This window comes from Micromonospora psammae, from assembly GCF_036902725.1.
Classification (GTDB): Bacteria; Actinomycetota; Actinomycetes; order Mycobacteriales; family Micromonosporaceae; genus Micromonospora.
The window spans coordinates 1-24,663 of the sequence record NZ_JBAKHM010000019.1 but is presented as its reverse complement, the minus strand read 5'-3'; the positions used below and the strand labels follow the sequence as shown (position 1 = coordinate 24,663).

20 protein-coding genes are annotated in these 24,663 nt (G+C 72.5%); 8 read left to right on the top strand and 12 right to left on the bottom strand.

What is annotated here, in order from left to right; genetic code table 11:
* Positions 1–58 precede the first annotated feature (58 nt).
* A complete protein-coding gene (locus V6U79_RS21265) occupies positions 59–1,504 on the top strand; it encodes a glycosyltransferase 87 family protein (protein WP_334527927.1) in 1,446 nt (481 codons plus the stop codon).
* A 50-nt stretch (positions 1,505–1,554) separates the two neighbouring features.
* Here V6U79_RS21265 and V6U79_RS21260 read toward each other — a convergent pair whose 3' ends face one another.
* The 4 genes from V6U79_RS21260 to moaC all read right to left on the bottom strand — a co-directional run bounded on the left by V6U79_RS21260 (position 1,555) and on the right by moaC (position 4,274).
* Positions 1,555–1,980, bottom strand: coding sequence for a molybdenum cofactor biosynthesis protein MoaE (locus V6U79_RS21260; protein ID WP_334527974.1), 426 nt, complete (start codon positions 1,978–1,980; stop codon positions 1,555–1,557).
* Positions 1,977–3,233 (bottom strand): molybdopterin molybdotransferase MoeA, encoded by a 1,257-nt coding sequence (locus V6U79_RS21255; protein ID WP_334615580.1) that lies wholly within the window; start codon positions 3,231–3,233, stop codon positions 1,977–1,979. Before V6U79_RS21255 ends, V6U79_RS21260 begins: the two co-directional genes overlap by 4 nt.
* A gap of 82 nt (positions 3,234–3,315) precedes the next feature.
* Positions 3,316–3,786 carry a MogA/MoaB family molybdenum cofactor biosynthesis protein gene (locus tag V6U79_RS21250; RefSeq protein ID WP_334527933.1) on the bottom strand — a complete coding sequence of 157 codons (471 nt, stop codon included), beginning with the start codon at positions 3,784–3,786 and terminating at the stop codon, positions 3,316–3,318.
* Positions 3,783–4,274: a cyclic pyranopterin monophosphate synthase MoaC gene (moaC, locus tag V6U79_RS21245; RefSeq protein WP_334527936.1), complete on the bottom strand. Its 492-nt coding sequence runs from the start codon at positions 4,272–4,274 to the stop codon at positions 3,783–3,785. The genes V6U79_RS21250 and moaC overlap by 4 nt, the downstream gene beginning before the upstream one ends.
* A 670-nt stretch (positions 4,275–4,944) precedes the next feature.
* Between moaC and V6U79_RS21240 the strand changes: the two genes are divergently transcribed.
* The 4 genes from V6U79_RS21240 to V6U79_RS21225 are packed head-to-tail and all read left to right on the top strand — an operon-like array spanning position 4,945 to position 9,836.
* Positions 4,945–7,467 carry a putative bifunctional diguanylate cyclase/phosphodiesterase gene (locus V6U79_RS21240; RefSeq protein ID WP_334527939.1) on the top strand — a complete coding sequence of 841 codons (2,523 nt, stop codon included), beginning with the start codon at positions 4,945–4,947 and terminating at the stop codon, positions 7,465–7,467.
* Entirely contained in the window at positions 7,464–8,762 is a 1,299-nt protein-coding gene (locus V6U79_RS21235; protein ID WP_334615579.1) for a glycosyltransferase 87 family protein, read from the top strand. The genes V6U79_RS21240 and V6U79_RS21235 overlap by 4 nt, the downstream gene beginning before the upstream one ends.
* 10 nt (positions 8,763–8,772) lie before the next feature.
* A complete protein-coding gene (locus V6U79_RS21230) occupies positions 8,773–9,405 on the top strand; it encodes a phosphoribosyltransferase (protein ID WP_334615578.1) in 633 nt (210 codons plus the stop codon).
* Positions 9,406–9,434: 29 nt separating this feature from the next.
* The gene (locus V6U79_RS21225) at positions 9,435–9,836 is read left to right on the top strand and encodes a TFIIB-type zinc ribbon-containing protein (protein WP_334615577.1); all 402 of its coding nucleotides are present in this window, start codon (positions 9,435–9,437) and stop codon (positions 9,834–9,836) included.
* Positions 9,837–9,920: 84 nt separating this feature from the next.
* Here V6U79_RS21225 and V6U79_RS21220 read toward each other — a convergent pair whose 3' ends face one another.
* Both V6U79_RS21220 and V6U79_RS21215 read right to left on the bottom strand, forming a co-directional pair.
* Positions 9,921–10,133, bottom strand: coding sequence for a hypothetical protein (locus tag V6U79_RS21220; protein WP_334615576.1), 213 nt, complete (start codon positions 10,131–10,133; stop codon positions 9,921–9,923).
* Between the two features lie 243 nt (positions 10,134–10,376).
* Positions 10,377–13,043, bottom strand: a complete 2,667-nt coding sequence (locus tag V6U79_RS21215) for a replicative DNA helicase (RefSeq protein ID WP_334615629.1) — start codon at positions 13,041–13,043, stop codon at positions 10,377–10,379.
* Positions 13,044–13,455: 412 nt separating this feature from the next.
* Here V6U79_RS21215 and V6U79_RS21210 point away from each other — a divergent pair, with 412 nt between their 5' ends.
* Positions 13,456–15,018, top strand: a complete 1,563-nt coding sequence (locus tag V6U79_RS21210; RefSeq protein ID WP_334615575.1) for a hypothetical protein — start codon at positions 13,456–13,458, stop codon at positions 15,016–15,018.
* Positions 15,019–15,146: 128 nt separating this feature from the next.
* On the opposite strand, the gene rplI is transcribed toward V6U79_RS21210, so the two are convergent.
* From rplI to rpsF, 4 genes are all read right to left on the bottom strand, one after another.
* On the bottom strand, positions 15,147–15,593 hold the full coding sequence (gene rplI, locus V6U79_RS21205) for a 50S ribosomal protein L9 (protein ID WP_334615574.1): 447 nt from the start codon (positions 15,591–15,593) through the stop codon (positions 15,147–15,149).
* Between the two features lie 14 nt (positions 15,594–15,607).
* A complete protein-coding gene (rpsR, locus tag V6U79_RS21200) occupies positions 15,608–15,847 on the bottom strand; it encodes a 30S ribosomal protein S18 (protein ID WP_007073789.1) in 240 nt (79 codons plus the stop codon).
* 41 nt (positions 15,848–15,888) lie between these two features.
* Complete coding sequence (locus tag V6U79_RS21195; RefSeq protein ID WP_179802407.1) at positions 15,889–16,425, bottom strand: single-stranded DNA-binding protein; 537 nt, start codon at positions 16,423–16,425, stop codon at positions 15,889–15,891.
* Positions 16,426–16,505: 80 nt separating this feature from the next.
* Positions 16,506–16,796: a 30S ribosomal protein S6 gene (gene rpsF / locus V6U79_RS21190; RefSeq protein ID WP_120328341.1), complete on the bottom strand. Its 291-nt coding sequence runs from the start codon at positions 16,794–16,796 to the stop codon at positions 16,506–16,508.
* A gap of 628 nt (positions 16,797–17,424) precedes the next feature.
* Here rpsF and V6U79_RS21185 point away from each other — a divergent pair.
* Together V6U79_RS21185 and V6U79_RS21180 are read left to right on the top strand one after the other, a co-directional pair.
* A complete protein-coding gene (locus tag V6U79_RS21185; RefSeq protein WP_334615573.1) occupies positions 17,425–18,207 on the top strand; it encodes a deoxyribonuclease IV in 783 nt (260 codons plus the stop codon).
* Between the two features lie 5 nt (positions 18,208–18,212).
* Complete coding sequence (locus V6U79_RS21180) at positions 18,213–20,318, top strand: hypothetical protein (protein ID WP_334615572.1); 2,106 nt, start codon at positions 18,213–18,215, stop codon at positions 20,316–20,318.
* Positions 20,319–20,363: 45 nt separating this feature from the next.
* Here V6U79_RS21180 and V6U79_RS21175 read toward each other — a convergent pair whose 3' ends face one another.
* Both V6U79_RS21175 and V6U79_RS21170 read right to left on the bottom strand, forming a co-directional pair.
* Positions 20,364–21,872, bottom strand: coding sequence for a glycosyltransferase family 87 protein (locus V6U79_RS21175; RefSeq protein ID WP_334527965.1), 1,509 nt, complete (start codon positions 21,870–21,872; stop codon positions 20,364–20,366).
* 150 nt (positions 21,873–22,022) lie between these two features.
* A partial coding sequence (locus V6U79_RS21170) for a transglycosylase domain-containing protein (protein ID WP_334615571.1) occupies positions 22,023–24,663 on the bottom strand: 2,641 nt, incomplete at its 5' end.

Below are 24,663 nucleotides of genomic sequence, written 5' to 3'. Positions count from 1 at the left end.
TAGGCTCCCTACCGGACCTGGACGGGTAGGACGACCTTGGTACGGGGGTGGCCACGCCATGCCGGCGACCGTCGGTAGAAGGCTGGACCGCCTCGCCCCAGTCCGTCGCGCAACGCGTGGGATCGATCGTAGGACAGTCGTACGGGTCGGCATCGTGGCCGCCGTCGCCTATGCCGCATGGCTCGCCATCGGTGCTTTCGGGCGGCCGTACAACTTCTTCGACATGAAGATCTACCACGGCGCGGTGGTGTGGTGGGCGAGCGGTCACCAGCTGTACGAGTTCATCGCGCCCACCACCACGCTGGGGTTCACCTACCCACCCTTCGCCGCGCTGGCGATGCTGCCGATGGCCTGGCTGCCGGTCGAGTCGGCCGGCTGGGTCAACGCCGCGGGCAGCATCGCCGCGCTGGCGGTCGTCCTGGCCGCGCTGCTGCGTCCCATCGTCGATCGGCTGGGCTGGCCGCTCTGGTTCACCGTCGCCATCGCCACCCCGACGGCCGTGGCCATGGAGCCGGTCCGGGAAACCCTCGGGTACGGGCAGGTCAACCTGCTCCTCTTCGCGCTGATCATGGCCGACCTGGTCGGGCTGCGCTGGCGTTCCCGCCGGGGCACCCATGGCCGCTCCACCGACGGGGCCTTCCTGCGCTTCGTCTACAGCGGCGCCTGGGCGGGCGCGGGCATCGGCCTGGCCACCGCCGTCAAGCTCACCCCCGCCCTCTTCATCGTCTACCTGCTGATCACCCGGCAGTGGCGGACCGCCGCCACCGCCGTCGGCACCACCATCGGCGTGACCATGGGGGCCTTCGCGCTGGTCGGCACGGAGTCGCGGGCCTACTTCGGGGGCGTGCTCTGGCAGACCGAACGGGTCGGCGCCGCCGACATGACCCCCAACCAGTCCCTCGCCGGGCTGCTGGCCCGGCTGTACGACTCGATCGAGACGCCCGGCCTGCTCTGGCTGTCGTTCTCCGTGCTGGTCCTGGCGCTGGGGCTGTCCCGCGCCGCCACCGCCCGGGCCGACGGCGACGAGTTGACCGCGTTCACCCTGGTCGGGCTCACCGCCAACGTGATCAGCCCGATCTCCTGGTCGCACCACCTGGTCTGGGTCATCCCGGCGATCATCGTGCTCGCCGACGCCGCGGTACGCCGCCGCGAGGCGAGCCGGGGCCTCAGCCTGCGGGCCGGGCAGGGGAGCTCGTTCGGCGGCCCACCCGGGGTCAACGGCCTGCGCCCGCCGATCTGGTACCCGACGCTGACCGGGCTACGGCACGGCGTCGCCGCGATCGGGCTCTACCTGCTCTTCGTGATCTCGCCCATCTGGCCGTACGAGCACCAGCTTCCCGAGGTGTCGCACTACCAGGACGGTCTCTTCGGCGCCCTGATGGAGAACTCGCTGGCGCTGGCGCTGATCGTGCTGGTCGCCGCGCTGCCCTGGCGGCCCGGGGCCGAGCCCGCCTTCTACACCGACCGGCCGGCCCGCACCGCCGTCGCGACCGGCCGCCGCTGACCGCCGGGCCGGGCCACCGACCGTGGGGCCCGGCCGCCTGGCGACGACCGTCAGGGGCAGTTCACCCACTCCTCGGTGCCGTCGGCGAAGACCTGCCGCTTCCAGATCGGCAGCCGGGCCTTCGCCTCGTCGACCAGCCGGGCGCAGGCCGCGAACGCCGCCGCGCGGTGCGCGGTGCTGACCGCCGCGACGAGAGCCACGTCGCCGATGTCGAGCCGGCCGATCCGGTGGGAGACCGCCACCGCGTACACGTCGGGGTCGGCGGCGACCTCGGCGGCGACCTCGCGGAGCACGTCGGCGGCGCTCGGGTGGCCCTCGTACTCCAGCAGGGTGACCGGCCGGCCGTGGTCGTGGTCGCGGACCACGCCCTGGAAGGAGACGACCGCGCCGGCCCGGCGGTCGGCGACCGCCGCCTCGTGCGCGGCGAGGTCCAGCGGTTCGTCCGTCACCGCGAGCACGGTCACCGCCGCGGTCACCACGACCGCTCCCCGGGCAGCAGGGGCAGCGGTACGACCGGCACCCGCGCCCCGACCTCGCCCGTGGTGCCGGGGCGGATCACCGCGAACCCGTCCGCCCCGGCCAGCCCACGCAGCATCGCGGAGCCGACGTGCCGGACCGGGTGGGCGGTGCCGGCGGCCGGGTCCAGCCGGACCAGCGCCAGGTGGGTGTGGTCGCCCCGGCCGGCCACCGGCTCGGCGAGGGTGGCGTGCGGCAGCACCGGCATCGGCCGACCCTGCAACCCGGCGAGCAGCGGCGCGACCAGCGACACCAGGGCGACGATCGCGGACTGCGGGTTGCCCGGCAGCCCGGCCACGAAGCGGACCCGGCCGTCGGCGCCGGCCAGCCGGGCCAGCAGCATCGGGAAGCCGGGGCGGACCGCGACCGTGTTGACCACGTAGTCGGCGCCGAGCGCCTCCAGCGTCGGGTGCAGGTGGTCGACCGGGCCGTGCATCGTCCCGCCGGTGGTGCAGACCAGGTCGGCGGTGGCAAGCGCGGCGCGCAGCGCCGCCACGTGGGCGGGCAGGGTGTCGGCCACCGGGCCGACCACGTCGGAGGAGCGCACCTGGCAGCCGTACCGGCGCAGCCAGGCGGGGACGGCGGGGCCCAGCGCGTCGCGGACCCGGCCGGCGCCGGGCGGGCCCGCGGTCAGCAGCTCGTCACCGAAGACCAGCAGCGCGGCCCGGGGCTGCCGGCGGACCCGCAGCTGGTCGTGCCCGCAGGAGGCGGCGAGGCCGATCAGCGCCGGGTCGACCGGGGTGCCGGCGGGGAGCAGCTCCTCACCCGCGTCCGCCTCCTCGCCGGGCTGCCGCCACTCCGGCGTGGCCCGGGGCGTGCCGGCGACCCGCCCGTCGGCGGTACGGCTCGACTCCTCGATCCGCAGCACGGCGGTGGTGCCCTCGGGGACCATCGCTCCGGTGGCGATCTCGACGGTCGTCCCGTCGGCGGTCAACGGCGCCGGGGTGTTGCCGGCCAGCACCCGTCCGACCACGTCCCACGGCCCGGTGCCGCGCACCGCCCAGCCGTCCACGCTGGAGGTGGGGAAGGCGGGCAGGTCGGTCCGGGTGGTCAGCGGCTCGGCGAGGGTGTGCCCGTCGCTGTCGGCGAGCGCCCGCCGGACCGCGGGGAGCGCGGCGGCGAGGCCGACGGCGTACACCCGGGAGCGGGCCTCCTCCCAGCCGGCCGGCGGTGGCGCGGCGACCTGCGCCGGGGCGGCGGTTTCCGTGCTCACCGGGCTGACCCTCCGTCCGTACCGCGCGCCGGCGGGTCCGCGCGCTCACCGGCGAGCCTATCGCCGCGCGCGGGCCGCGTGGTCAGTGGTCGCCGCCCCGCAACTGGTCGACGGCGTGGACCAGGATCGGGCCGAGCACGGCCAGGCCGTCCTTCGCCCCGCCTCTCGACCCGGGCAGGTTGACCACCAGCGTCCGGCCCGCCACGCCGGCGAGCCCCCGGGACAGGGCGGAGGTGGGAACCCGTTCGCGGCTGTGCGCCCGGATCGCCTCGGCGATGCCGGGGATCTCGTAGTCGAGCAGCGCGCGGGTCACGTCCGGCGTCCGGTCGGTGGGGGTGATGCCGGTGCCGCCGCTGGTGACCACCACGTCCACCCCGTCGGCCAGGGCGGCGCGCAGCGCCTCGCCGACCGGCTCGCCGTCGCCGACCACCACCGGCTCGTCGACGGCGCAGCCCAGCTCGCGCAGGCCGGCCACGAGCAGCGGGCCGCTGGTGTCGGCGTAGACCCCGGCGGCGGCCCGGTTGGAGGCCACCACCACCCGCGCCCGGATCACGGTCGGTCCTCCGGCCGCATCCACTCGCCGGTCTTGCCGCCGGACTTGCGGAGCACCCGGACCGCCTCGACCGAGGCGGCCGGGTCGACCGCCTTGACCATGTCGACCAGGGCAAGCCCGGCCACCGCCACCGCGGTCAGCGCCTCCATCTCGACGCCGGTCCGGTCCGCGGTCCGCGCGGTCGCGGTGATCTCGACGGTGTCGTCGGTGAGCCGGAGGCCGACCGTGACGCCGTGGAGCGCGATCGGATGGCAGAGGGGGATCAGGTCGGGGGTGCGTTTGGCGCCCATGATGCCGGCGAGCCGCCCGACCGCCAGCGCGTCGCCCTTGGGCAGGCCGTCCCGGCGCAGCAGTTCGACCACCTCGGCGGTGGTGCGCAGCCGGCCGGCCGCGACGGCGAGCCGGCCGGTGACGGGCTTGGCGGAGACGTCGACCATGCGGGCGTCGCCCGCCGCGTCGACGTGGCTGAGCTGCGGGCTGTCGGTCACGGTCGGGAGCCTATCCGTCGGGTACGACCGGCAGGGGAACCCCGCCGCTCGGAGCGCGCGACGACTCGATGCCCCGATTCACGACACGCTGTTCATCAGCGGTTTCCCGATCCGGGACTGAGCGGTTCAGGCGGGAGTGGACAACGCCAGGAGCACGGCTCGGCACCCGGCGAAGTGGATGCGACGGTGAAAGGCGCAACTTTCAGATCGCGAATCACTACGAATGCACGGCCGTCACCATAGGAGAGTTTCCGTACGACTACCCTCCGTCCACCATCGCCGCCTCGCCGCTCCCATGTGCGGCTGGCGCCACCTCGGGGTACCGGAAGTGGGGCCCTCTGTCCGATGACCGAACCGATGCCGCTCCGCCATTATTTAGCGTTAACGAGAATCGATGGCCGCGCAGCGGTCAGTCTCCGCGAGGAAACGGAACGTCACGACCTACCGCCCAATTCTCATCTATTGCCCATAGTCACATTTATCCCTCCAAAATCGGCCTAACCGCACTTAGCCTGTGCTGGTCCGCAACACCGACCGCAGTCGGAGTCACGACCAGCGAAGGGATCAGGCGATGTCCGCACACGAGTGGCTGTAGACGATTGTGGCGACGGGATGACCGCACGTAGCCTTGGCCTCTGCTCACCGGAACCGAGTGGCAGTCGAGGACGCGGTGGCACGACCGGACGAAGGCAAGACGGAGGCCGAGCGGCAGCTGACGCTGCACGTCGGCCTCGTCTGCGTTGTGGCCGCCGTCGCGGTGGCCTCCTCCGTGCACCAACTGATCCACCTCGACCTCTCCGCTGACGACCTCACGCTGTCGGTGCCGCTGGTCTTCATGGCCGCCCTCGGCGTCCGGATCAACTGGCGCATCCGCATTCGCGCGACAGTGCACGCGATCTCCTGGAGTGAGACGGCCATCGTTCTCGGCCTGGCGGTCGCACCGGCGCCACTGGTGGTGCTCACCACCGGCGTCGGGGTGGCGACCGCCCTGCTGGCGATGAAGCCGTCGCCGTTGAAGACGGCGTTCGGTGTCGCGAAGAACATCCTGCTGGCCGCCGGCGCAGGCGTGACCCTGCACGCGCTGGGCTGGTCGGAGACCGCCGACCTTTGGCACGTCATCGGCATGGTCGGCGTCGCCTACGCCGTTGCGGTGGTCCTCGACGAGGTGCTGACGCTGCCGGTCATCGCACTGGCCACCGGCACCCAGGTCCGCCGGCTCTTCCGGGACGACCTCGGGCTGCGACTGACGAGCGCACTGGCCCGCTTCATCCTGATCGCCGTCACCCTGGTCATCCTCCGGGGCGACAACCGGTTCCTGCTGGCGGTGCCACCCCTGGTGCTCAGCCTCCACCTGCTCTACTCCAACCGGGTCAAGGCCCGCACCGAGCAGCAGGCCTGGCAGCGCCTCGCCCGCACCACCGACGCGCTCAACGTGGTCGACCTCGACAAGGTCCTCACCACCGCGGTCGTCCAGGCCGCGGAGCTCTTCTCCGCCGACGAGGTCGAGATCGAACTGCGCGACGGCGGCCGCACCGTTCGCGGGGCCGGCGGCACCATCACGTACGACGGATTGGCCGGCGAACCCAGCACGGTCGACGGGGCGGTGGTGCCCACCCGGCTCGAGGGTCACGACAGGACCGCCGACGTGGGAGAGCTACGACTGCGCTTCCGCGGCCCGGTCCGGCTCTCCGAGCGGGAGCAGTACACGCTGCGCACCTTCGCCTCGGCGCTGTGCACCGCGGTCCGCAACGCCCAGGCGTACGCCGAGCTGGCCCGGGTGGCCGACGAACACGCGCACGCCGCCACCCACGACCCGCTGACCGGGCTCGCCAACCGCCGGCACCTCCTGGAGAGCGGCACCGAGCAGCTCGGCAGCCGGCACGCCGAGGGCGTCACCGCGCTGGTGCTCATCGACCTCAACCACTTCAAGGAGGTCAACGACACGCTCGGCCACGCCGCCGGGGACCAGGTGCTGATGCAGGTCGCCGACCGGCTCGCGGCCGCCGCCCGGCCCGAGGACCTGGTGGCCCGGCTCGGCGGCGACGAGTTTGCCGTGCTGCTGCGCGGGCTGCCCGCCCCGGCGGTCGCCGCCCACCGGGCCGAGGCACTGATCGGCGCCCTGCACGAACCCCTCGATGTGGACGGCATGCGGATCAGCGTGGAGGCCAGCGGCGGCATCGCCGTGGCCCCGGCCAGCGGCGGCATGCCCGAGCTGCTGCGCCGCGCCGACGTGGCCATGTACCAGGCGAAGCGGGCCGGCCAGCGGGTCTCCACGTACGCCCCCACCCGGGACACCGCCGACCTCGGCCGGCTCACCCTCGGCGGCGAGCTGCCCCGCGCGGTGGCCGACCACGAGTTCACCGTCAACTTCCAACCCATCGTCGACCTGGGCAGCGGCCGGGTGACCGGCGCGGAGGCGCTGGCCCGCTGGCACCACCCCACCCACGGCATGATCGACCCGCTGCGCTTCCTGGAGGCGGTGGAACGCTCCGGGCTGCTGCCGGCGTTCGCCGAGGCGATCCTCGACCAGGCGCTCATCGCGGCCGGCAGCTGGCGGGCCGCCGGCTTCGACCTGCCGGTGTCGGTGAACGTCTCCCCGCGCAGCCTCCTCGACGCCCGTTTCCCCGGCGCCGTGCTGGCCCGGCTGCGGGCGCACGACCTCCCACCGGACCGGCTGGTGCTGGAGCTGACCGAGACGCTGACCCTGAGCCAGCTCGACGTGGTGGACCGGGTGCTCAGCCGCCTGCGGGACTCCGGCGTACGCCTCGCGCTGGACGACTTCGGCACCGGCTACTCCTCGCTCTCCCTGCTCTCCCGCATCCCCGTGCACGAGCTGAAGATCGACCGCAGCTTCGTCACCGCAATGGACAGCTCGGCGGAAGCCGCCGCGGTCATCCGCTCCACTCTCGACCTGGGCCGCAGCCTCGACCTGGCGGTGGTGGCCGAGGGGGTGGAGAGCGAGTCGCAACGCCGCGCGCTCTGGGAACTGGGCTGTGTCAGCGGGCAGGGGCACCTCTTCGCCCGGCCGCTGCCCGCCGGCAGCCTCCTCGCCACCCTCCAGCGCGGCTCCGGCGGACGCCCCGGCATCCTCGTCCCGCCGCTGCACGACACCGGCGCGGTGATCCGCCTCGCCCCCGGCCGCCGCCAGCCGGGACGGAACCGTCCCACCGGTCTGCCACACTTGCCGGCGTGATCGCCGTCCACCGAGCCGCCCGCGCCTGGCGGGCCGCGGACTCCGCCGCCGGCGGCCTCCCCCTCGACCTCGGCCTCTACGCCGTCTCCGCCGCGTTCGCCGCGGTCACCGCCGTCACCTCCACGTTGCCACCGCACCGGGCCTGGGGAAGCGTCGCCGCCGTCGGCTACCTGCTCGCCGCCCTCGCGGTGGCCGGTCAACTGCTCGGCCGGCACCGCTGGCCCGCCACCGCCACGGTCCGGGCGCGGGCGGCGGTCACCGGTTTCGCCTGGGCGACGACCGCCCTGCTGCCGCTGCTGCTCCAGGCAGTGCAGCGGGCGTCGGGGCGTACCGACCGGGCGCAGGAGGAGGTGGTGGTGGTCGAGGACGCCGGCATCCGGCTGGCCGACCAGGGCAGCCCCTACCTGAGCCACGACGCCATCGCCGCGCTCCCCGCCGACGAGCGGCTGCTCGGCTACACCCCGTACCAGCCGGGGATGGCGCTGTTCGGGCTGCCCCGGGCCGCCGCCGACGCCTGGTGGACCGACTCCCGCGTCTGGTTCGCGCTGGTCACCGCGCTGGTGCTGGCCCTCGCGGTGACCACCCTGCGCCAGCCGGGTCGCCCCGGCGCCGGCCGACCGGCCGGTGCGGTGCTGCGGGGCGTACAGGCCGCGACCGTGCTGCCGGTCTGCGCGCTCACCCTCGCCACCGGCGGCGACGACCTCCCCGTACTCGCGCTCTGCCTGCTGGCGCTGGCGTTCGCCGCCGCCGACCGGCCCGGCGCGGCCGGCGTGGCGGTCGGGCTCGCCGGCGCGCTGAAGCTCTTCGCCTGGCCGGTCGCGCTGGTGCTGCTCTTCTGGGCGGTCACCCGCCGGGCCACCGGCCGGTTCACCCTCGGCGCGCTGGGCCTGCCGCTGGCCGCGCTGGTCCCGGCCCTGCTGGTCGACCGGGACGCCCTGGTGGAGAACGTGCTGCGCTTCCCGCTCGGCCACGGCCTGGTGACCAGCCCCGCCCAGTCACCGTTCCCCGGTCACCTGATCGCGACCGCGCTGCCGGCCGGCCGGGGCGTCGCCGCCGCGCTGCTCGTCGCGGCCGGTGCGGCGATCGCCGTCCGGCTGCTGCGCCGACCGCCCGGCACGGCCGCCGCCACCGCGCTGGTCTGCGGGTACGGGCTGCTCGCCGCGATCCTGCTGATGCCCTCGACCCGCTTCGGGTACCTGCTCTACCCGCTCGCCCTGCTGGTCTGGGCCCCCGCACTCCGACGACCTGAGCCGGTTTCGGCGGAGTCGCGGACGGCGGCCCTCTCCAGGGCGTAGACCTGGAGACATGAGCACCTACCGCGATCGCGAGGAGGCCGGGCGGCAGCTCGCCGACCGGCTCACCGGACTCGTCGGACAGCCGGACGTCATCGTGCTGGGGCTGGTCCGGGGCGGGGTACCCGTGGCGCGGGTGGTCGCCGACCGGATCGGTGCCCCGCTGGACGTCCTCGTCGTCCGCAAGCTGGGCATGCCCTGGGCCCCCGAGGTCGCCTTCGGCGCGCTCGGCCCCGGCGGCGTACGCGTCCTCAACGACCTCGTCGCGGCCCGGCTCGGCCCCGAGGAGGTCGCCGAGGTACAGCGCCGCGAAGAGGCCGAGCTGGAGCGCCGGGAGGCCCGCTACCGGGCCGGCCGCCCACCGCTGGACCTCACCGGGCGGACCGCGGTGATCGTCGACGACGGGCTCGCCACCGGCGCCACCGCCCGCGCCGCCGTCCAGGTCGCCCGCCACCTCGGCGCCCACCGGGTCGTGGTGGCGGTGCCGGTGGGTTCGCAGGAGGCGTACGAGATGCTGGCCGCCGAAGCCGACCAGGTGATCTGCGCGCAACGCCCACCGGAGTTCGGCGCGGTGGGCGCCTACTACGACGACTTCCACGAGGTTTCCGACTCCGAGGTGACCGAGACGTTGATCGCCACCGCGTGACGTTCGCCTCGACCGGGTACCGTCGAGCGATGCAGCTCACCTGTCCCAAGTGTCACGGAGACATGCGCCAGTACGAGCGCAGCGGAGTCGTCGTCGACCAGTGCACCGAGTGTCGGGGGATCTTCCTCGACCGCGGCGAACTCGAGAAGCTGTTCGAGGCCGAGGCCAACTGGAGCCAGCAGCACGCCGGTTCCACCCCCGCCCAGCAGCAGGCCCACCCCCAGGGTGGGTACGCCCCGCCGCCGCCCGCGCCCCAGCCGGGCTACGGCTCGGCGCCCCCGCCGCCCGCCCACGGCTACCCGCCGCAGCCCGCCTACGGCGGCCACGGGCAGCAGCACCAGCAGCACCAGCAGCACCAGCAGCACCAGGGCTACCACGGCCACTACAAGCGGAAGAAGCAGAAGAGCTTCCTCGACGAGATGTTCGGCTGAGCACCCGGCGACCGGGTCGGCCCCGCGCCGGCCCGGTCGTGCCGCTCCCCGGCCGACCGCCAGCCCCGCCCGACGTCGACGACGTCAGTTGCTGGCGGTCCTTCCGACGGGAACGGTGACACGGCCCGGCACGTCTGGTGGGCCCGCCGCTGTGCCGCTGCCATTCGCGCCGGCATGCCGCCGGAAGTGGGTCTGCTCGGGCCCGCCCAGCTCGACCTGCCGAGTTACCCAGCCCTCGGCATCGGCCTCGAGGAAGAACCAGGTCACGCTCTGGTCGGTCAACGCCCGCACGATCACCCAGCGCAAGGTCCCCGACGAGATGCTCGGCCGCTACGGCGCGGCGACCCGGCTATTCACCTTCGGCGCCATGCCGCGGGGCGCGGCCCTGGTGGGCCTGCTGGCCGAACTGGGCGGCATGCGGCTGGCCTTCGCGGTGTTCGCGGTGGCCACAGCTGTGACGCCGGTGCTGTTCCTCAAGACCATCACCCGGTCGGGCTGTGGAATCCCGTTAGGAATCCGAGGCCCTGCGGTCAGGCCGGCTCAGACGATGGCCATGTCGACGAAGCGGGACAGGTGCAGCTGGGCGGCCACGGTGATGCTGTCGGTCGGGCCATTTCTGTGCTTGGCAACAATAAAGTCGGCCTCGCCGGCGCGCGGTGACTCCTTGTCGTAGTAGTCGTCCCGATGCAGCAGGATCACGACGTCGGCATCCTGCTCGATCGAGTTGTGGGTGGCGATCCCGTTCGCGATGAAGTTGTGGGTGCCCAGCACGGTCGCGTCGAAGACGTCCCGCTCACCGAGGGACTCGATGGCGACGATCTCGTCCCAGAAGATGTCGTTGGTGGCGTGCAGGTCGAGGTCAGCGGCGTCGAGCACCGCGGCGACCTTCGCGAGTCTCGATCGGCTGGGTGCGTGCTTCCACAGCGTGCTGCCACAGAACTGGGTGCCTATCGCCTTCGCGAACTCGCGGTGACTCATGCCCTGCTCAGCGAGGATCTCCCGGACTCTGGTCCACACCTCCGCCGGCACCGTGTCGACGTTGGTGTTGCTCTCCATGGATTCCAGCGACGCGAGCAGATCCGCACAGTTGCGGGACCTCTCACCGTGCACACCGATCTCCCGGAGGAACCGCAGCTGGTCATCCCGGCCTGACACGTCCAGGGTGTACTGCGGCCGGTGTCCCACTACGGGCACTACCTTCAGCCGGGCGGTGATCCCGTACCTGAGCAGGAGACGAGAGATGTCTTCCAGCATTCGACGGCTGGTGGAGGAGAAGTAGATCCGCCCACCCCGGCCCGACTTGTTGAGGCAGACGGAGCCGTCCGTCGCCCACAGGTGCCGGAGGAAGAGCGTGACCTGCTCCTTGGGCATGCTGAAGACGGACTGCGGGAGGAACTTCTCGTGGGACCTCAGCCCGAACAGGCCAAGGCCGTCCAACCATTCGGCGATCGGATTACGCCGACCCCGCGCCAGCCGGTAGGGGGCGGGCAGCCGCAGCGTGGTGACCCTGGCCGCCGCGTAATCGTCACGGACGGCAGTGACCCCGAAGTGCTTGGCCGCCTCCGTCACCGCGTCGAGGTTCTGCTCATCCCGGCTGGCGTACCGGATCGGCTGACGCCGGACGAACGACCCGTCGCCGAGCAGGTGCGCCAGCATGATCACCTCGGCCTCCTGCCAGGGGCGGATGGCCAGGGGCGGCGGGACGTGCCTCGGTGTGGCGAGGCGTGCCCCCGGCGTCAGCTCACCCAGCGGCATCCATCCGGCGAAGGTCAGGAATGGATGGTTGGCCGTCGCATCGATCTGCTTACCCGAGGCCAACGTCATGCGGAACACTTCCCGGGTACCGCTCGGGAAGACGTGGGTCATGGTTCGCGGTTGGTAGCGCAGATTCTCGTCCAGCGCCCAGACCGGGATCTCCTTCGCCCCGGCCGCGAGCAGCTCACCCAGGGTGACCTCGGAGTTGTCGTCGGCCCGGATCAGCCGGGTCTCCGCAGTCAGGCAGCCCGACTCACGCAGGTCGGACAGCTGCGGGCGCTTGTCGGTGCGCTGCTCGGGACCACGGTTCAGCTGGCTCACCGCGATCACCGGGCACTCAACCTCCTTGGCCAACAGCTTCAGGCCACGGGAGAGGTCGGCGACCTCCTGCTGACGGCTCTCGGTGCGCTTCGGTGAGGTCATCAGCTGGAGGTAGTCCACGACAATCATCTTGAGGTCGTGTTTCTGCTTGAGCCGGCGCGCCTTGGCCCGGATCTCCATCAGGTTCATGCTCGGGGTGTCGTCCACGAAGAGCGGTGCCTCGCTGATCTCACCCATGCACCGGGCCAGCTTGGTCCAGTCGTCGTCGGAGAGCTGGCCGCTGCGCAGCACGTGCAGCGGCACCCGGGCTTCGGCCGAGAGCAGTCGCATGACGATCTCGACCTTGCTCATTTCCAGGGAGAAGATCGCCGCCGCCTGGTTGGCGCGGATAGCCGCATTTCGGGCAAAGTCCATACTAGCGGTTGATTTGCCCAAACCGGGCCGCCCGGCCACGATGATCAACTGGCCCGGGTGGAGGCCGTTGAGCAGCCGGTCGAGGTCGGTGAAGCCGGTCGGCACACCGGTCATCACGCCGCCCTGCGCGCCGACCGCCTCGATCTCGTCCAGGGTCGGCTGGAGCATGTCGGCCAGCACCGCGAAGTCCTCGCTGACCCGGCGCTCGGTGATCTCGTAGACCGCCTGCTGGGCGAGGTCGACCACGTCGTCCACGTCGCGGCTGCCGCCGGCAGCGGTGCCGTAGCCGAGCTGCACGATGCGGGTGCCGGCCTCGACCAGCCGGCGAAGCACCGCTCGCTCGCTCACGATCCGGGCGTAGTAGGCGGCGTTCGCCGCCGTCGGCACGGCGGCCATGCAGGTGTGCAGGTAGGGGGCGCCGCCGACCCGGGCGAGATCGCCGGAGTCGGCCAGGGCCGCCGCGACGGTGATCCCGTCGGCCGGCTCGCCCCGGCCGTAGATGTCGAGGATGGCGTCGAAGATGGTGGCGTGCACCGGCCGGTAGAAGTCGGTCGACTTCAGGATCTCCACGACGTCGGCGATGGCGTCCTTGGAGAGCAGCATGCCGCCGATGACGCACTGCTCGGCGGCGACGTCCTGCGGTGGGGTCTTGTCGAACTGCCCGTCGCGCTGCGCGGGGGCGGGCGACTGTCCGCCGGCCCGGGGCTCCGCCCGCATGTCGTCGGTGACCGACACGGATCCCCCTCCACTGCGATCGAGTACCAGCTCTACCCGGCGGGTCTGACAACTTCCGATCGGACCGGTCCGGTCGATCGGGGGCCATCGCGCGACCGGTCGGTGCCCCACGATACGGAACCCGAGGTCAGACCCCAACCAGGCCGGTGGACGAGCCTCGGGACAACCTGTGGACGCGGGTGGACAAGCATGTGCGCAGGGTGTGCACAGCCTGTGGAAAACCGATGGGGAATTCCGGGCCGATCGACGTTGACCTGCGGAAACGCTGTCCCCACCCTGTGGACGATTAATTTCCGGTAGGGCTGGAGGGCGGTTCTTCCCGTACTATCTGCTGCAAACGGCTACACCTGGACAGCGGATTGCACTTTCGGTTGAGAAGGGTCACGCTCCGGCCGTGAGTTACCGGGACTGGGAGCGCGGGGAGGGCAGCCCGCGTGAGCGTCAGCCGATCGCCCCGTGGGACGACCGCGACCAGCCCGTTCCGGCCGATCCGTACTCCTCCGTCACGGATCGCCACCGCACACCGAGCCGGCGCCGGGCGATCGAGCGCGGCCACGGTGAGCCGGTCGACGCCTACCTGCCCCGCTGGGCCGTGGAGTCGGGCATCGCGCACGCCGACGGCCGGGGCCGGCACGCCGCCCCGGACGACGACGAGGACGACGACCGCCCGGTCTCCGGGGGTGGCCGGCGTGCCGAGCGCCGGCGCCGGGAGAGCGGCCGGGCCGAGGTCAGGGCGATCGGCGCCGCGCCCGGGTCCGAGCACACCCGCGAGTGGACCTTTGACCGTCCCCAGCAGGAGCAGGGGTACGTCGGCAGCCGGCGCGCCGACTCGGACAAGGACGACCCGGTCTCCGCGCCGGCGCCGACGAGCCGGCCACGTCGATCGGCATCCCGCCGTCCCCAGGTGATCTGGTCCGGCGGCGACGAGTCCGACCTGTCGGCCGCCGACCCGGAGCCGGAGCGACCGACCCGGCGGGGGCGGCGGGCCGCAGCGGATTCGGGGTCCCGACCGGCCGTCGACCCGTGGCGCCGCGCGGTGGAGCCGGAGCCCGAGCCGCAGTACCGGCCGGCCGTCGATCCGTGGGACGCGTCCGGGGTGCACTCCTGGCAGAGCCCCGAGCCGGACGGCCGCTGGGAGCGGTCCGGTGCGGGATCGCGGTGGCAGCAGGGCGACGACACCGCCCAGTGGGACCGGTTCACCGACACCGCCCAGTGGGACCGTACGGACGTCGGCCAGTGGGACACCGGCGTCACGGCGGACCGGTGGGACCGCACCGACGGCGGGGGCGACTGGGGCCGGCCCGAGCCGCCGCGCTCGGTTGAGCCGGCTTCGGGTGAGGCCTGGCCCTGGTCGGAGCAGCCGGAGGGATTCTGGTCCGGGACCCGACTGGCCGGCGACGATCCGCGGTGGATGGACCCGGCGGCGTCGGCGCCCCGGTCGCCGGTGGTCGCCTACACCGCTCCCCGGCCGCGGATGGCGCCTCGACGCCGGGCCGAGCCCAGCGTCGCCAGCCGTGCGGTACCGGCGTCGTCGCTGCGGCAGCGGATCGATTCGGTGGGCGGCGGGACGTGGCACCGCCGCCTGGAGGACGACCTGCTCGACCCGGATCCGGGCGGCCCGCTGCGTCCGGTGGTGTACACCGCCGCCTGTTACCTGGTGCCGGCGGCGCTGGTCTTCCTCTGGCTGCTGACGCTGAGCGGTCAGGCTCCGGCCGGCTGCGTCACCGACATCAGCGGCGGTGGTTGTGACTCACCGCGGGCCCACGCCTTCGCGTCGCTGGTGGCGGGTGCGCCGCGGTTCGGGCTGGCGCTGGTCAGCAGTCTGGTGGTGGCGGTGCTGCTGCGCCGGGTGGGCACGACCTGGCGCTCGGCGACGGTGGCGTTGGCCGCGGCGGTGGTGGGTGGGGGGCTCTCCACGGTGATGATCAGCGCGGTGACCGGCCAGCCCATCGGTTGAGCCGGCGTCCGCCGCGACCCGTGGTCGCGCCGGTCCCCGCCCCCGGCCGGGGCAGGGACGGAAGTGGGACATGCGGAAGGGCCCGCACCGGAGTCCGGTGCGGGCCCTTCCGTCGTGCGTTACGGGTGTCAGCCCTGGACGACGGTGAGGTCGAACTTGGCGGTCACCTCGGGGTGCAGCTTGATCCGCACCGGGTAGGAGCCGGTCGTCTTGATGTGACCGGGCAGCTCCAGCCGACGACGGTCGAGGGCCGGGCCGCCGGCCGCCTTGACGGCGTCGACGATCTCGGCCGGGGTGACCGAGCCGAAGAGCCGGCCACCGTCACCGGCGCGGGCCTTCAGCGTGACCTTCAGACCCTCGAGCTGGTCCTTGACCTCGCTGGCGTGGCCCAGGTCGCGGATCTCACGGGCCGAGCGGGCCCGCTTGATGACCGTGACCTGCTTCTCCGCACCCTTGGTCCAGCTGATCGCGAAGCCCTGCGGCAGCAGGTAGTTACGGCCGTAGCCGTTCTTGACCTCGACGATGTCGCCGGGGGCACCGAGACCGGAAACTTCCTGAGTCAGGATGATCTTCATGTCGGTGCCTCCTCTCAGCGGGCCGTGGCGGTGTACGGCAGGAGCGCCATCTCACGGGCGTTCTTGACCGCACGGGCGATCTGCCGCTGCTGCTGCGAGGTGACGCCGGTCACCCGCCGAGCGCGGATCTTGCCGCGGTCGGAGATGAACTTGCGCAGCAGCGCGGTGTCCTTGTAGTCGATGTAGGTGATCCCGTCCTTGTCGAGCGGGTTCACCTTCTTCTTCGGCTTGCGAAGTGCCGCAGCCTTGGCCATTGCTCGTGCTCCTGGTTTGCGATCGCGGGCGCTCGGCGCCATTAGAACGGGGGCTCCTCGTCGAAGTTTCCGCCGCCCGAACCAGAGCGCGAAGGAGACGGTGCGGCCGAAGCCCAGGGGTCGTCGAAGTTGCCTCCGCCGCCACCCTGGCCACCACCGCCACCGGAACCGAAGCCACCGCCGCCGCCACCGGAGCGCGACATCTTCTGCACCTTCGCCGTGGCGTAGCGCAGCGACGGGCCGATCTCGTCGACCTCGAGCTCGATGACGGTGCGCTTCTCACCCTCGCGGGTCTCGTACGACCGCTGGCGCAGCCGACCCGAGACGATCACGCGGGCGCCCCGCTGGAGCGACTCGGCGACGTGCTCCGCCGCCTGCCGCCACACGGTGCACGCCAGGAAGAGCGGCTCGCCGTCCTTCCACTCGCCGGAGGCCTTGTCCATGAACCGGGGCGTCGAAGCGACCCGGAACTTGGCGACCGCCGCACCGGACGGGGTGAACCGCAACTCGGGGTCATCGGTCAGATTGCCGATGACCGTGATGGTGGTGTCTCCTGCCATGACCATCTCCTCGCGCACTCATCGTTCTGCCGTACAGGCTCTCAGAGCCGTGCGACAGTGCCGATGAGGCTGATCCGGGCGAACCGGGATTTGAATGCTTAGCGCATCTCCGGCCGGATGACCTTGGTGCGCAGCACGGACTCGTTGAGCCGCAGCTGACGGTCCAGCTCGGCCACCGCCTCCGGCGTCGCCTGCAGGTCGATGACGGCGTAGATGCCTTCGGCCTTCTTGTTGATCTCGTACGCGAGGCGCCGGCGGCCCCACACGTCGGTCTTCTCCACCGAGCCACCCGCGGTCCGGATCACGTTCAGGTACGTGTCGAGCGACGGGGCGACGGTGCGCTCCTCGAGACTGGGGTCGAGGATCACCATTACTTCGTAATGACGCAAGACGTGCTCACCTCCTGTGGGCTTGGCGGCCACGGTCCTTCCGTGGCAGGAGGTCGTGCGTCGCTGCCCGCTCCGGGCCCGGGGGAACCCGGCCGGACGCGGACAACCGGACCAGGATACCCGGTCCGGACGATCATGCCCGGGCAGGCCGGAGCTGCGGGCCGGGCGTGGCGACAGGGGCCCGCCTCCGGCTCCCGAAGGCCGGTGGCGGACCCCTGTCCACGAGGCCGCGAGGCGTCCCGTCCGCATTCCTTGGGTGGGACCTGGGGAGGAACGACCACACCGATGAGGTTGGATCGAGGACGCCCCGCGGAGCTTTTTCCTGTTGTTATCCGACGATACAACGGCACTCGTACCCTGATGGTGGAAATGCCACTATTCGTCGGACAATCTTCTCGGCCGCCGCCGGGGCGCCGGCCAGGTCCGCCCCCCGCGTGCCGGGCCGCACGACGGGGGTGAACCCGTTGCGGGACTCGGTGACGCGACCTGCGGCGCGAAGCCGTCGGAAGAGTCATCCGTCGATCCCACCCGGGTCAACGACCACCCGCCCGGAGGGTGACGCTTTCCGGACGCGAACCGCCCAAGACCGACACCCCAGGCGTCGGATGCTCGACGTAGGCTCGCCTCCATGCGTATCGGAGCCCACGTCGACCAGGCCGACCCGCTGGCGGAGGCGGACGCCCGCTCCGCCGAGGCGGTGCAGTTCTTCCTCTCCGACCCGCAGGGCTGGAAGGCGCCGAAACCCCGGGCGGACGCGGACCGGTTGCGCGCCGCCGAGGTGGACCTCTACGTCCACGCCCCGTACGTCATCAACGTCGCCACGCTGAACAACCGGATCCGCATCCCCAGCCGCAAGCTGCTGCTCGGTCACGCGCACGCCGCGGCGGAGATCGGCGCCAAGGGGCTGATCGTGCACGGCGGGCACGTCAACGCCGGTGACGACCTGTCGGTGGGCTTCGACAACTGGCGCAAGACCTTCGCGTACGCCGCGGAGTCGGGCGGCTTCCCGCTGCCGATCCTGATCGAGAACACCGCCGGCGGCGACAACGCCTGCGCCCGACGCCTCGACGCGCTGGCCCGGCTCTGGGACGCCCTCAGCGACCATGAGGTCGGCTTCTGCCTCGACACCTGCCACGCGTACGCCGGCGGCGAGGAGCTGCTCGACCTGGTCGACCGGGTCAAGGCGATCACCGGTCGGATCGACCTGGTGCACGCCAACAACTCCAAGGGCGGGTTCAACTCGGGGCAGGACCGGCACGACAACCTCGACGGCGGCACCATCGACCCGGAGCTGCTGGTGGCGGTGATCCGCGCGGCCGGCGCGCCGGTCATCGTGGAGACCCCCGGTGGCGTGGCCGGGCAGGGCGCCGACATCGCCTTCCTGCGTGAGCAGCTCGGCACGGGAGCCTGACCCGGATGACGACGAACGCGACGGGCGGCGGCCAGCCGACCGGCAGGACCGGCGGGCCCACGGACGACCACGCCGCTCCCACCGGCGGGTCGGCGAGCGACAGCGGCAGTGCGGGCGGCACCGGGGCGGCGCCCGGCCCCGGGGACCGACCGGCATCCCCGGCCGGGGCCGGGCAGCCGGCGCCGACGGACGCCACCGCCGGAAAGGCCGGCACCACCGGCTCGAAGGTCGCGGACGGCGGGACCGACGCCGCGGAGAAGAAGGGCACGGCCGAGAACAGCGCGGACAAGAGCAGCGCCGGCGAGCCGAGCGCCGCGAAGGAGAAGGACGCCCCGCCGGACCGCTGGTCGGCGTTCGCCCCCGCTCCCGAGCCGGTGCCCGGCCGCGTCGGTCGGGCCGTGCGCGCGGTCGGCCGGCTGGCGGTCCACGAGTGGACCCTGGCCGCGCTCGGCTCGCTGCTCCTCGCCGTCGCGCTGACCTGGCCGACGCTGCGGTACCCGCTCTACACGCTGCCGCAGGACTACTGGGACCCGAGCCTCCAGGCCTGGCAGATGGCCTGGTCCGGGCACATCCTGCGCACCGACCCGGGCATGCTGTGGCAGTCCAACGCCTTCTTCCCGGAGAAGGACAGCTTCGCCTTCTCCGACACCCTGCTGGGATACGCGCCGGCCGGAATGATCGGCACCGGCCCGGACGCCGCGTTGCTGCGCTACAACATCATGTTCGTGCTGGCCCACGCGCTCGCCACGTTCGGCGCGTACGCGCTGGCCCGGCAGCTCGGCTCCGGACGGATCGGCGCCGCGGTGGCCGGCGTCAGCTACACCTACGCCCCGTGGCTGCTCGCGCAGGCCGGTCACCTGCACATCGTCTCCAACGGGGGCATCCCGCTGGCGCTGGCGATGCTGGCCCGCGGGCACGGCTGGTCGCTGCGCCACGGCTACCGGCCGGAGCGGCGCCACGAGGGCTGGACGTACACCGGGTGGATGGTGGCGGCCTGGCAGCTCAGCCTGGGCTTCGGCATCGGCCTGCCGTTCGCGTACGTCCTCGCCGGCATCGGCCTGGTCGCCACCGTGACCTGGTTCCTGCGGCGCTGGGTCGTCCGGCCGGTCAAGCGTCCGTTCGGGGCCCGGCTGCTGGTCGCGGACCTGATCGGTGGCCTGCTCTTCGCCGGTGTCGGTGCGCTGCTGGCCATCCCGTACTTCCGGGTGGCGCAGGCGCACCCCAACGCGGAGCGCACGATCGGCGACATCGGCGTCTACTCGCCGCCGGCGAGCGGCTTCTTCACCGCGCCGGCCGAGTCCCGGGTCTGGGGTGCGTTGCACGAGGGGGCGCGGGCGGCGCTGCCCTGGCACCCGGAGATGACGCTGCTGCCGGGCTTCGCGCTCTACGCGCTGGCGGCGGGTGGGCTGTTCTTCTCGATCTGGCGGCTGCGGCACCGGCTGCTGCTGCTCGCCGGGGTACTGGTCACGATGGTGCTGGCCATGGGCACCCGGTTCTTCGGCGGCACCCTGACCTACGTACCGCTCTTCGAGTACCTGCCCGGCTGGAACGGGCTGCGTACGCCCGGCCGGATGATGCTCTGGACGACGCTGCTGCTCGGCCTGCTCGCCGCCGGGGCGGTGAGCGCCTTCGCCCGCCGGGTCCGGGAGATCTCCGCCGAGCGGGTGCCGGCCCGGCCGTCGCCGTGGCTGCGGGTCGCCGCCCTGCTGCCGCTGGTGCTGGTGGTGGTGGAGGGACTGAGCACCACACCACACCCGGTGGTACCGGAGCAGCCGGTGGCGATGCGGACCGTGGACGGTCCGCTGCTGGTGCTGCCGAGCAGCCAGAACCTCGACCAGCCGGTGATGCTCTGGTCGACCAGCCGGTTCCAGGAGATCGTCAACGGCGGCAGCGGCTTCACCCCCGTCCAGTTGGACGAGGTGCGCCGGGTGACGCTCGCCTTCCCCGACCAGACCAGCGTCGACTACCTGCGCACGCTCGGCGTGCGCCACGTGGTGCTCCTGCGCGACCAGGTCGTCGGCACGCCCTGGGAGGTCACCGTCGACACCCCGGTCGACCAGCTCGGCATCACCCGCGAGGAGGTCGGTGACGCGGTGGTGTTCCGGCTCTGAGCGGGTGATCGCCCGGCCGGCGGACGGGGCCCTCCTCGCGCCGGCTCAGGCGTTCGCGTCGGCCGGTTCGGCCATGCTCGGCGGCGACGGGTGCCGCAACCGGTGGTGCCACGGCGCGTCCGGCGCCCCGTCGAGGACCCCGCCGTCCGGGTCGTCGGCGTACGTCCGCCGCACCGCGTCCCGTTCGGGGCGCAGGATGTCCCGCACCACCAGCACGCAGAGCAGCACGACGGTGCCGAGCCGGAGCGTCGCGGCCAGCACGAACACTCCTTCGGGGAAGACGGGCCGACTGGTCGCCGCGCCGAGCAGCTCGCCGTAGAAGGCCAGGAAGTAGCCCACCTCGGCGAGCTGCCAGGCGAGGAAGGCGCCCCAGCGGGGGCGGGCCAGCACGGCCAGCGGCAGCAGCCAGAGCACGAACTGCTGCGACCAGACCTTGCTGAAGATCAGGAACGCGGCGACCACCAGGAAGGCGAGCTGGGCCAGCCGGGGACGGCGGGGGGCCAGCAGGGCCAGCGCGGCCACGCCGAGGCAGGCCAGGATGAACAGGGCGTACGTCAGGAGGTTGAGCGCCGGGATGTGGGCGTTCAACCACTGGAACGGCCCCTGGTCGCCGGCCACACCGCTGTTCACCTTGCCGTCCAGGTACCGCCCGATGTACCAGAGCGTGCCCCAGTCGATGGGCCGGGTGCTGTTCAGCTCGAAGAAGCGGTCCCAGTTGTCCTGGTACGGGATCGCGGCCGGCAGGTTGACCGCGACCAGCGCCGCCGCCCCGGTGCCGATGGCGGTCAGCGCGGCGCGCACCCGGGCGGTCCGCCACGCGAGCAGCAGGATGGGCCAGAACAGGAAGAGCGGCCACAGCTTGGCGGCGCCACCCAGGCCCAGCAGCAGCCCGGCGAGCGCGGGTCGGCGTCGGGCCCACGCGGCCAGGCCGAACGCGGCCAGGCCGATGGCGAGGAAGTCCCAGTTGACCGTGGTGGTGAGGAACAGCGCCGGGGCGAGCGCGAAGAGCGCCGCGTCCCAGGGCCGTCGGCGGCGCAGGGCGAGGATCACCACGACGGTGGCGACGGCGAGTGCGCTCAACGTCAACGCGTTGAGGTTGTAGAACCACTGCCCCTGGTTGAGCTGCGGGTCGTCGACGCCGAGGGCGTGCACGGGCAGGCCGAGCACGCCCATCATGTACCCGGTGAGCACCGGGTACTCGACCGGGTGGTCACGGTAGGGGACCTTGCCCTCGTTGAGCCCTTCGGCGTAGTAGAGCGCGAGCACGTCGGTGTAGCAGAGCCGGGTGTACTGCACGTTGTTCTGCCAGGCGCCGTCCTGGCACGGCGACTTCTGCACCCAGTGCAGCGCCAGGGTCAGGCAGGCCAGGGCCAGCACGATCCGGGTCGCCGTCCAGAACCGCCGTTCCCGGCCGGCGGGCCGGTCCAGGGCGGTCGCGTGGTCGCCGAGCGGACCGCCGATCGCCTCCGACAGGCCGCGGACGAAGCCGTCCGACCGCGACGGGTGGTCGCTGCTCCCGGCGTGGTCGATGTCGGCCGTCGGCTGAGTGCTCATGGAGAGGCATCCTGCCGTACATCGGCTGCCGGGACGAGCACCTCGACGGCCGGGACGCAGAAGGCGTGGTTCGCGGCAACCTGAGCCATCTGACGCCGACGGCGGCCGGACCAGTCGGTCCGGCCGCCGTCGGCCTTGCTGTGCGGGTGCCTACTCCCGGCTGCGGGGGGTCAGGGTCGGCAGGAGGCCGCCTCCGCCTCCACCGTCGCCGTCGCCTCCGTTGTTGCCACCGTTGCCGCCCGGTCGGGGATCGTTCGGCGAGCCGGGCCCCTGGTTACCGCCGTTCGGGGGGCAGAGCAGGCCCAGCGGACCGCAGTCCTGCGGCTGCTGCGGCTGGCCGGTCGGCGGCGGGGGCGCCACCGGCTGGACGCCGTTGCCCGCGTTCTGGTCGCCCGCGCCGGTGACGCCCGGCAGGTCGCGCTTCTCCTTGCCGTCGAGCGCGGCGTTCATGTAGCGCTGCCAGATCGCGCCGGGCAGCTTCGATCCGCCGATGTTGACGCCGTCCTTGTCCAGGATCTTCGGCTTCTTCGGGTCCTTGCTGCCGACCCAGACTGCGGTGGCGACGTGCTCGGTGTAGCCGACCATCCAGGCGTGCGCGTTGCTCTCGCCGTCGTACTCCCAGGTTCCGGTCTTGCCGGCCGCCTGCCGGCCGCCCTCCAGCGGGCGGTTCGCCGGGCCGACGGGGATCTGCTTGAGCACGCCGGCCACCTCGTCGGCGACGTCCTGCCGGATCCGCTGCTTCGGGTCGCGCTTCTCACCGGTGTTCGGGACGACCTCCCACTTGCCGGTGTCCCGGTTCTGCTTCTGCACCTTGATGACGAAGTGGGCCTTGTTGTAGAGCCCCCGGTTGGCCAGGGTGGCCAGGCCGTTGGCGTGCTCCAGCACGGTCACCGGGTACTGGCCGTAGGACACCACGTGGTCGAAGGGCGACCGGGTGATCTCCGCGCTCTTGCTCCTCAGCAGGTTCACCGGTTTCGGCGAGCCCTTGGCGGGGGTCGTCCACATGGTGGTGATGCCGGCCGCCTTCGCCATGTCGATGATCTTGTCCGGCCCGATCTTCTCCGAGACGTGGAAGAACGGCACGTTGTACGACTCGACCGTGGAGTACTCCAGCGTGCACCACTTGCCGCAGGTCCTGTTGACATCGCGGCCGGCGTTCTGCACCGGGTTCTTGTAGCCCTCCGGCTTGAACGGGGTGGCGTCCCAGTGCGACTTGACCGAGATGCCCTCGTTGATGGCCGCCGCCAGGGTGTAGACCTTGAACGACGAGCCCGGCGGGTGGCCACCGGTGAGGTTGCCGCTGGCGTCGGTGTTCTTGCCGGCGTAGTCGAGGTCGGCGCCGCTGTCACCGCCGTAGTAGGCGAGCACCCGGCCGGTCTTCGGCTCGATGGAGACCACCGCCGCCATCAGGTTCTTGGGCTGGTCGTAGATCTCCGAGCCCTTCTTCCGCATCGCCGTGTTCTCGACCGCGGCCTGGAGCTTCGGGTCGATGGTGGTCTGGATGCGGTAGCCGCCGTCGCGCAGTTCGTCAGAGCAGCTGCGCTTCCCCGCCGCCTGGGAGTTGGTGCAGACACCCCACTGCTCCATCTCCTCGCGGATGTAGTTGACCACGTTGCCCCGGGGGGTCTTCACGCCGAAGCCGGCGCCGTCCTCCCTGGGCTTGAGCACCTTCGGGTACGCCGCGGGCCGCTCCGCCGCGTTGAGCCAGCCCTCGGTGACCATGCCGTTGAGGACGTACGTCCACCGCTGCTGCGCGTCGGGGAGGTTGACCGCCGGGTCGTACCCCTTGTGGGTATCGCTGGCCACCGGCTGCTTGATCAGCGCGGCGAGCACCGCGCCCTGGGCCACGTCCAGGTCCCTGGCGCGCTTGCCGAAGTAGGTCTGCGCCGCCGCCTCGATGCCGTACGCCCCCCGACCGAAGTAGATCACGTTCAGGTAGTGCTGCATGATCTCTTCTTTGGAGTACGAGTCGTTCAGCTTGGAGGCGAGGATCGCCTCCTTCACCTTCCGGGCGTACGAGTCGTCCTTGAGGCTCTCGTAGGCGTTGCGGGCGTACTGCTGGGTGATCGTCGAGGCGCCCTGCTTGTCACCGCCGGAGAGGTTGTTCCAGGCGGCCCGGGCAATGCCCTTGTAGTCGACCCCGGAATGCTCGTAGAAGTTCCGGTCCTCGGCGGCGGCGACCGCGTGCTGCACGTGCTTGGGAATGTCGTTGATGGTGACGAAGGTGCGGTTCTCGTTGCCGAGCTTCGCCAGCTGCGTCTTGTTGTCCTTGGCGTAGACGGTGGTGGAGAGCGGCAGCGGCACCTTGTTCGGCAGCACCACAGTGGTCGAGTAGTAGGTGAAGCCCACCACGCCGACGCCGGCGAGCATGATGAAGACCGCGAAGCTGGCGATCAGCATGTTGACCCGCTTGCGCTTCTTCGCCCGGGCCACCGCGTCGGGGTCGCCCGGCCCACGACCGCGACCGCGGCCACCACCGCCCGGTCCACCCGGTCCGTTGGGGCCACCCGGCCCGCCGGAGACCGGCGCGACGCCGGCCCGGGCCACCGCGGCCCGGCCACCGACGGCCGCGGAGCCGACGCTGGCGCGGCCGGCGGAGCCCACCCCGACCGAGGCCCGTCCGGGCGCACCCGGCGCCGGGGAGACCGGCACCGAGGCCCGGCCCGCACCGGCCCGGCCCACCGGGGCCGGGGGCACCGGCACGGGGGCCCGGCCCGGTCCCGCCCGGCCCACCGAGGCAGCGCCGGCCGCGCCGGCCGCGCCGGGCGGCACCGACGCGCAGGGAGTCGGT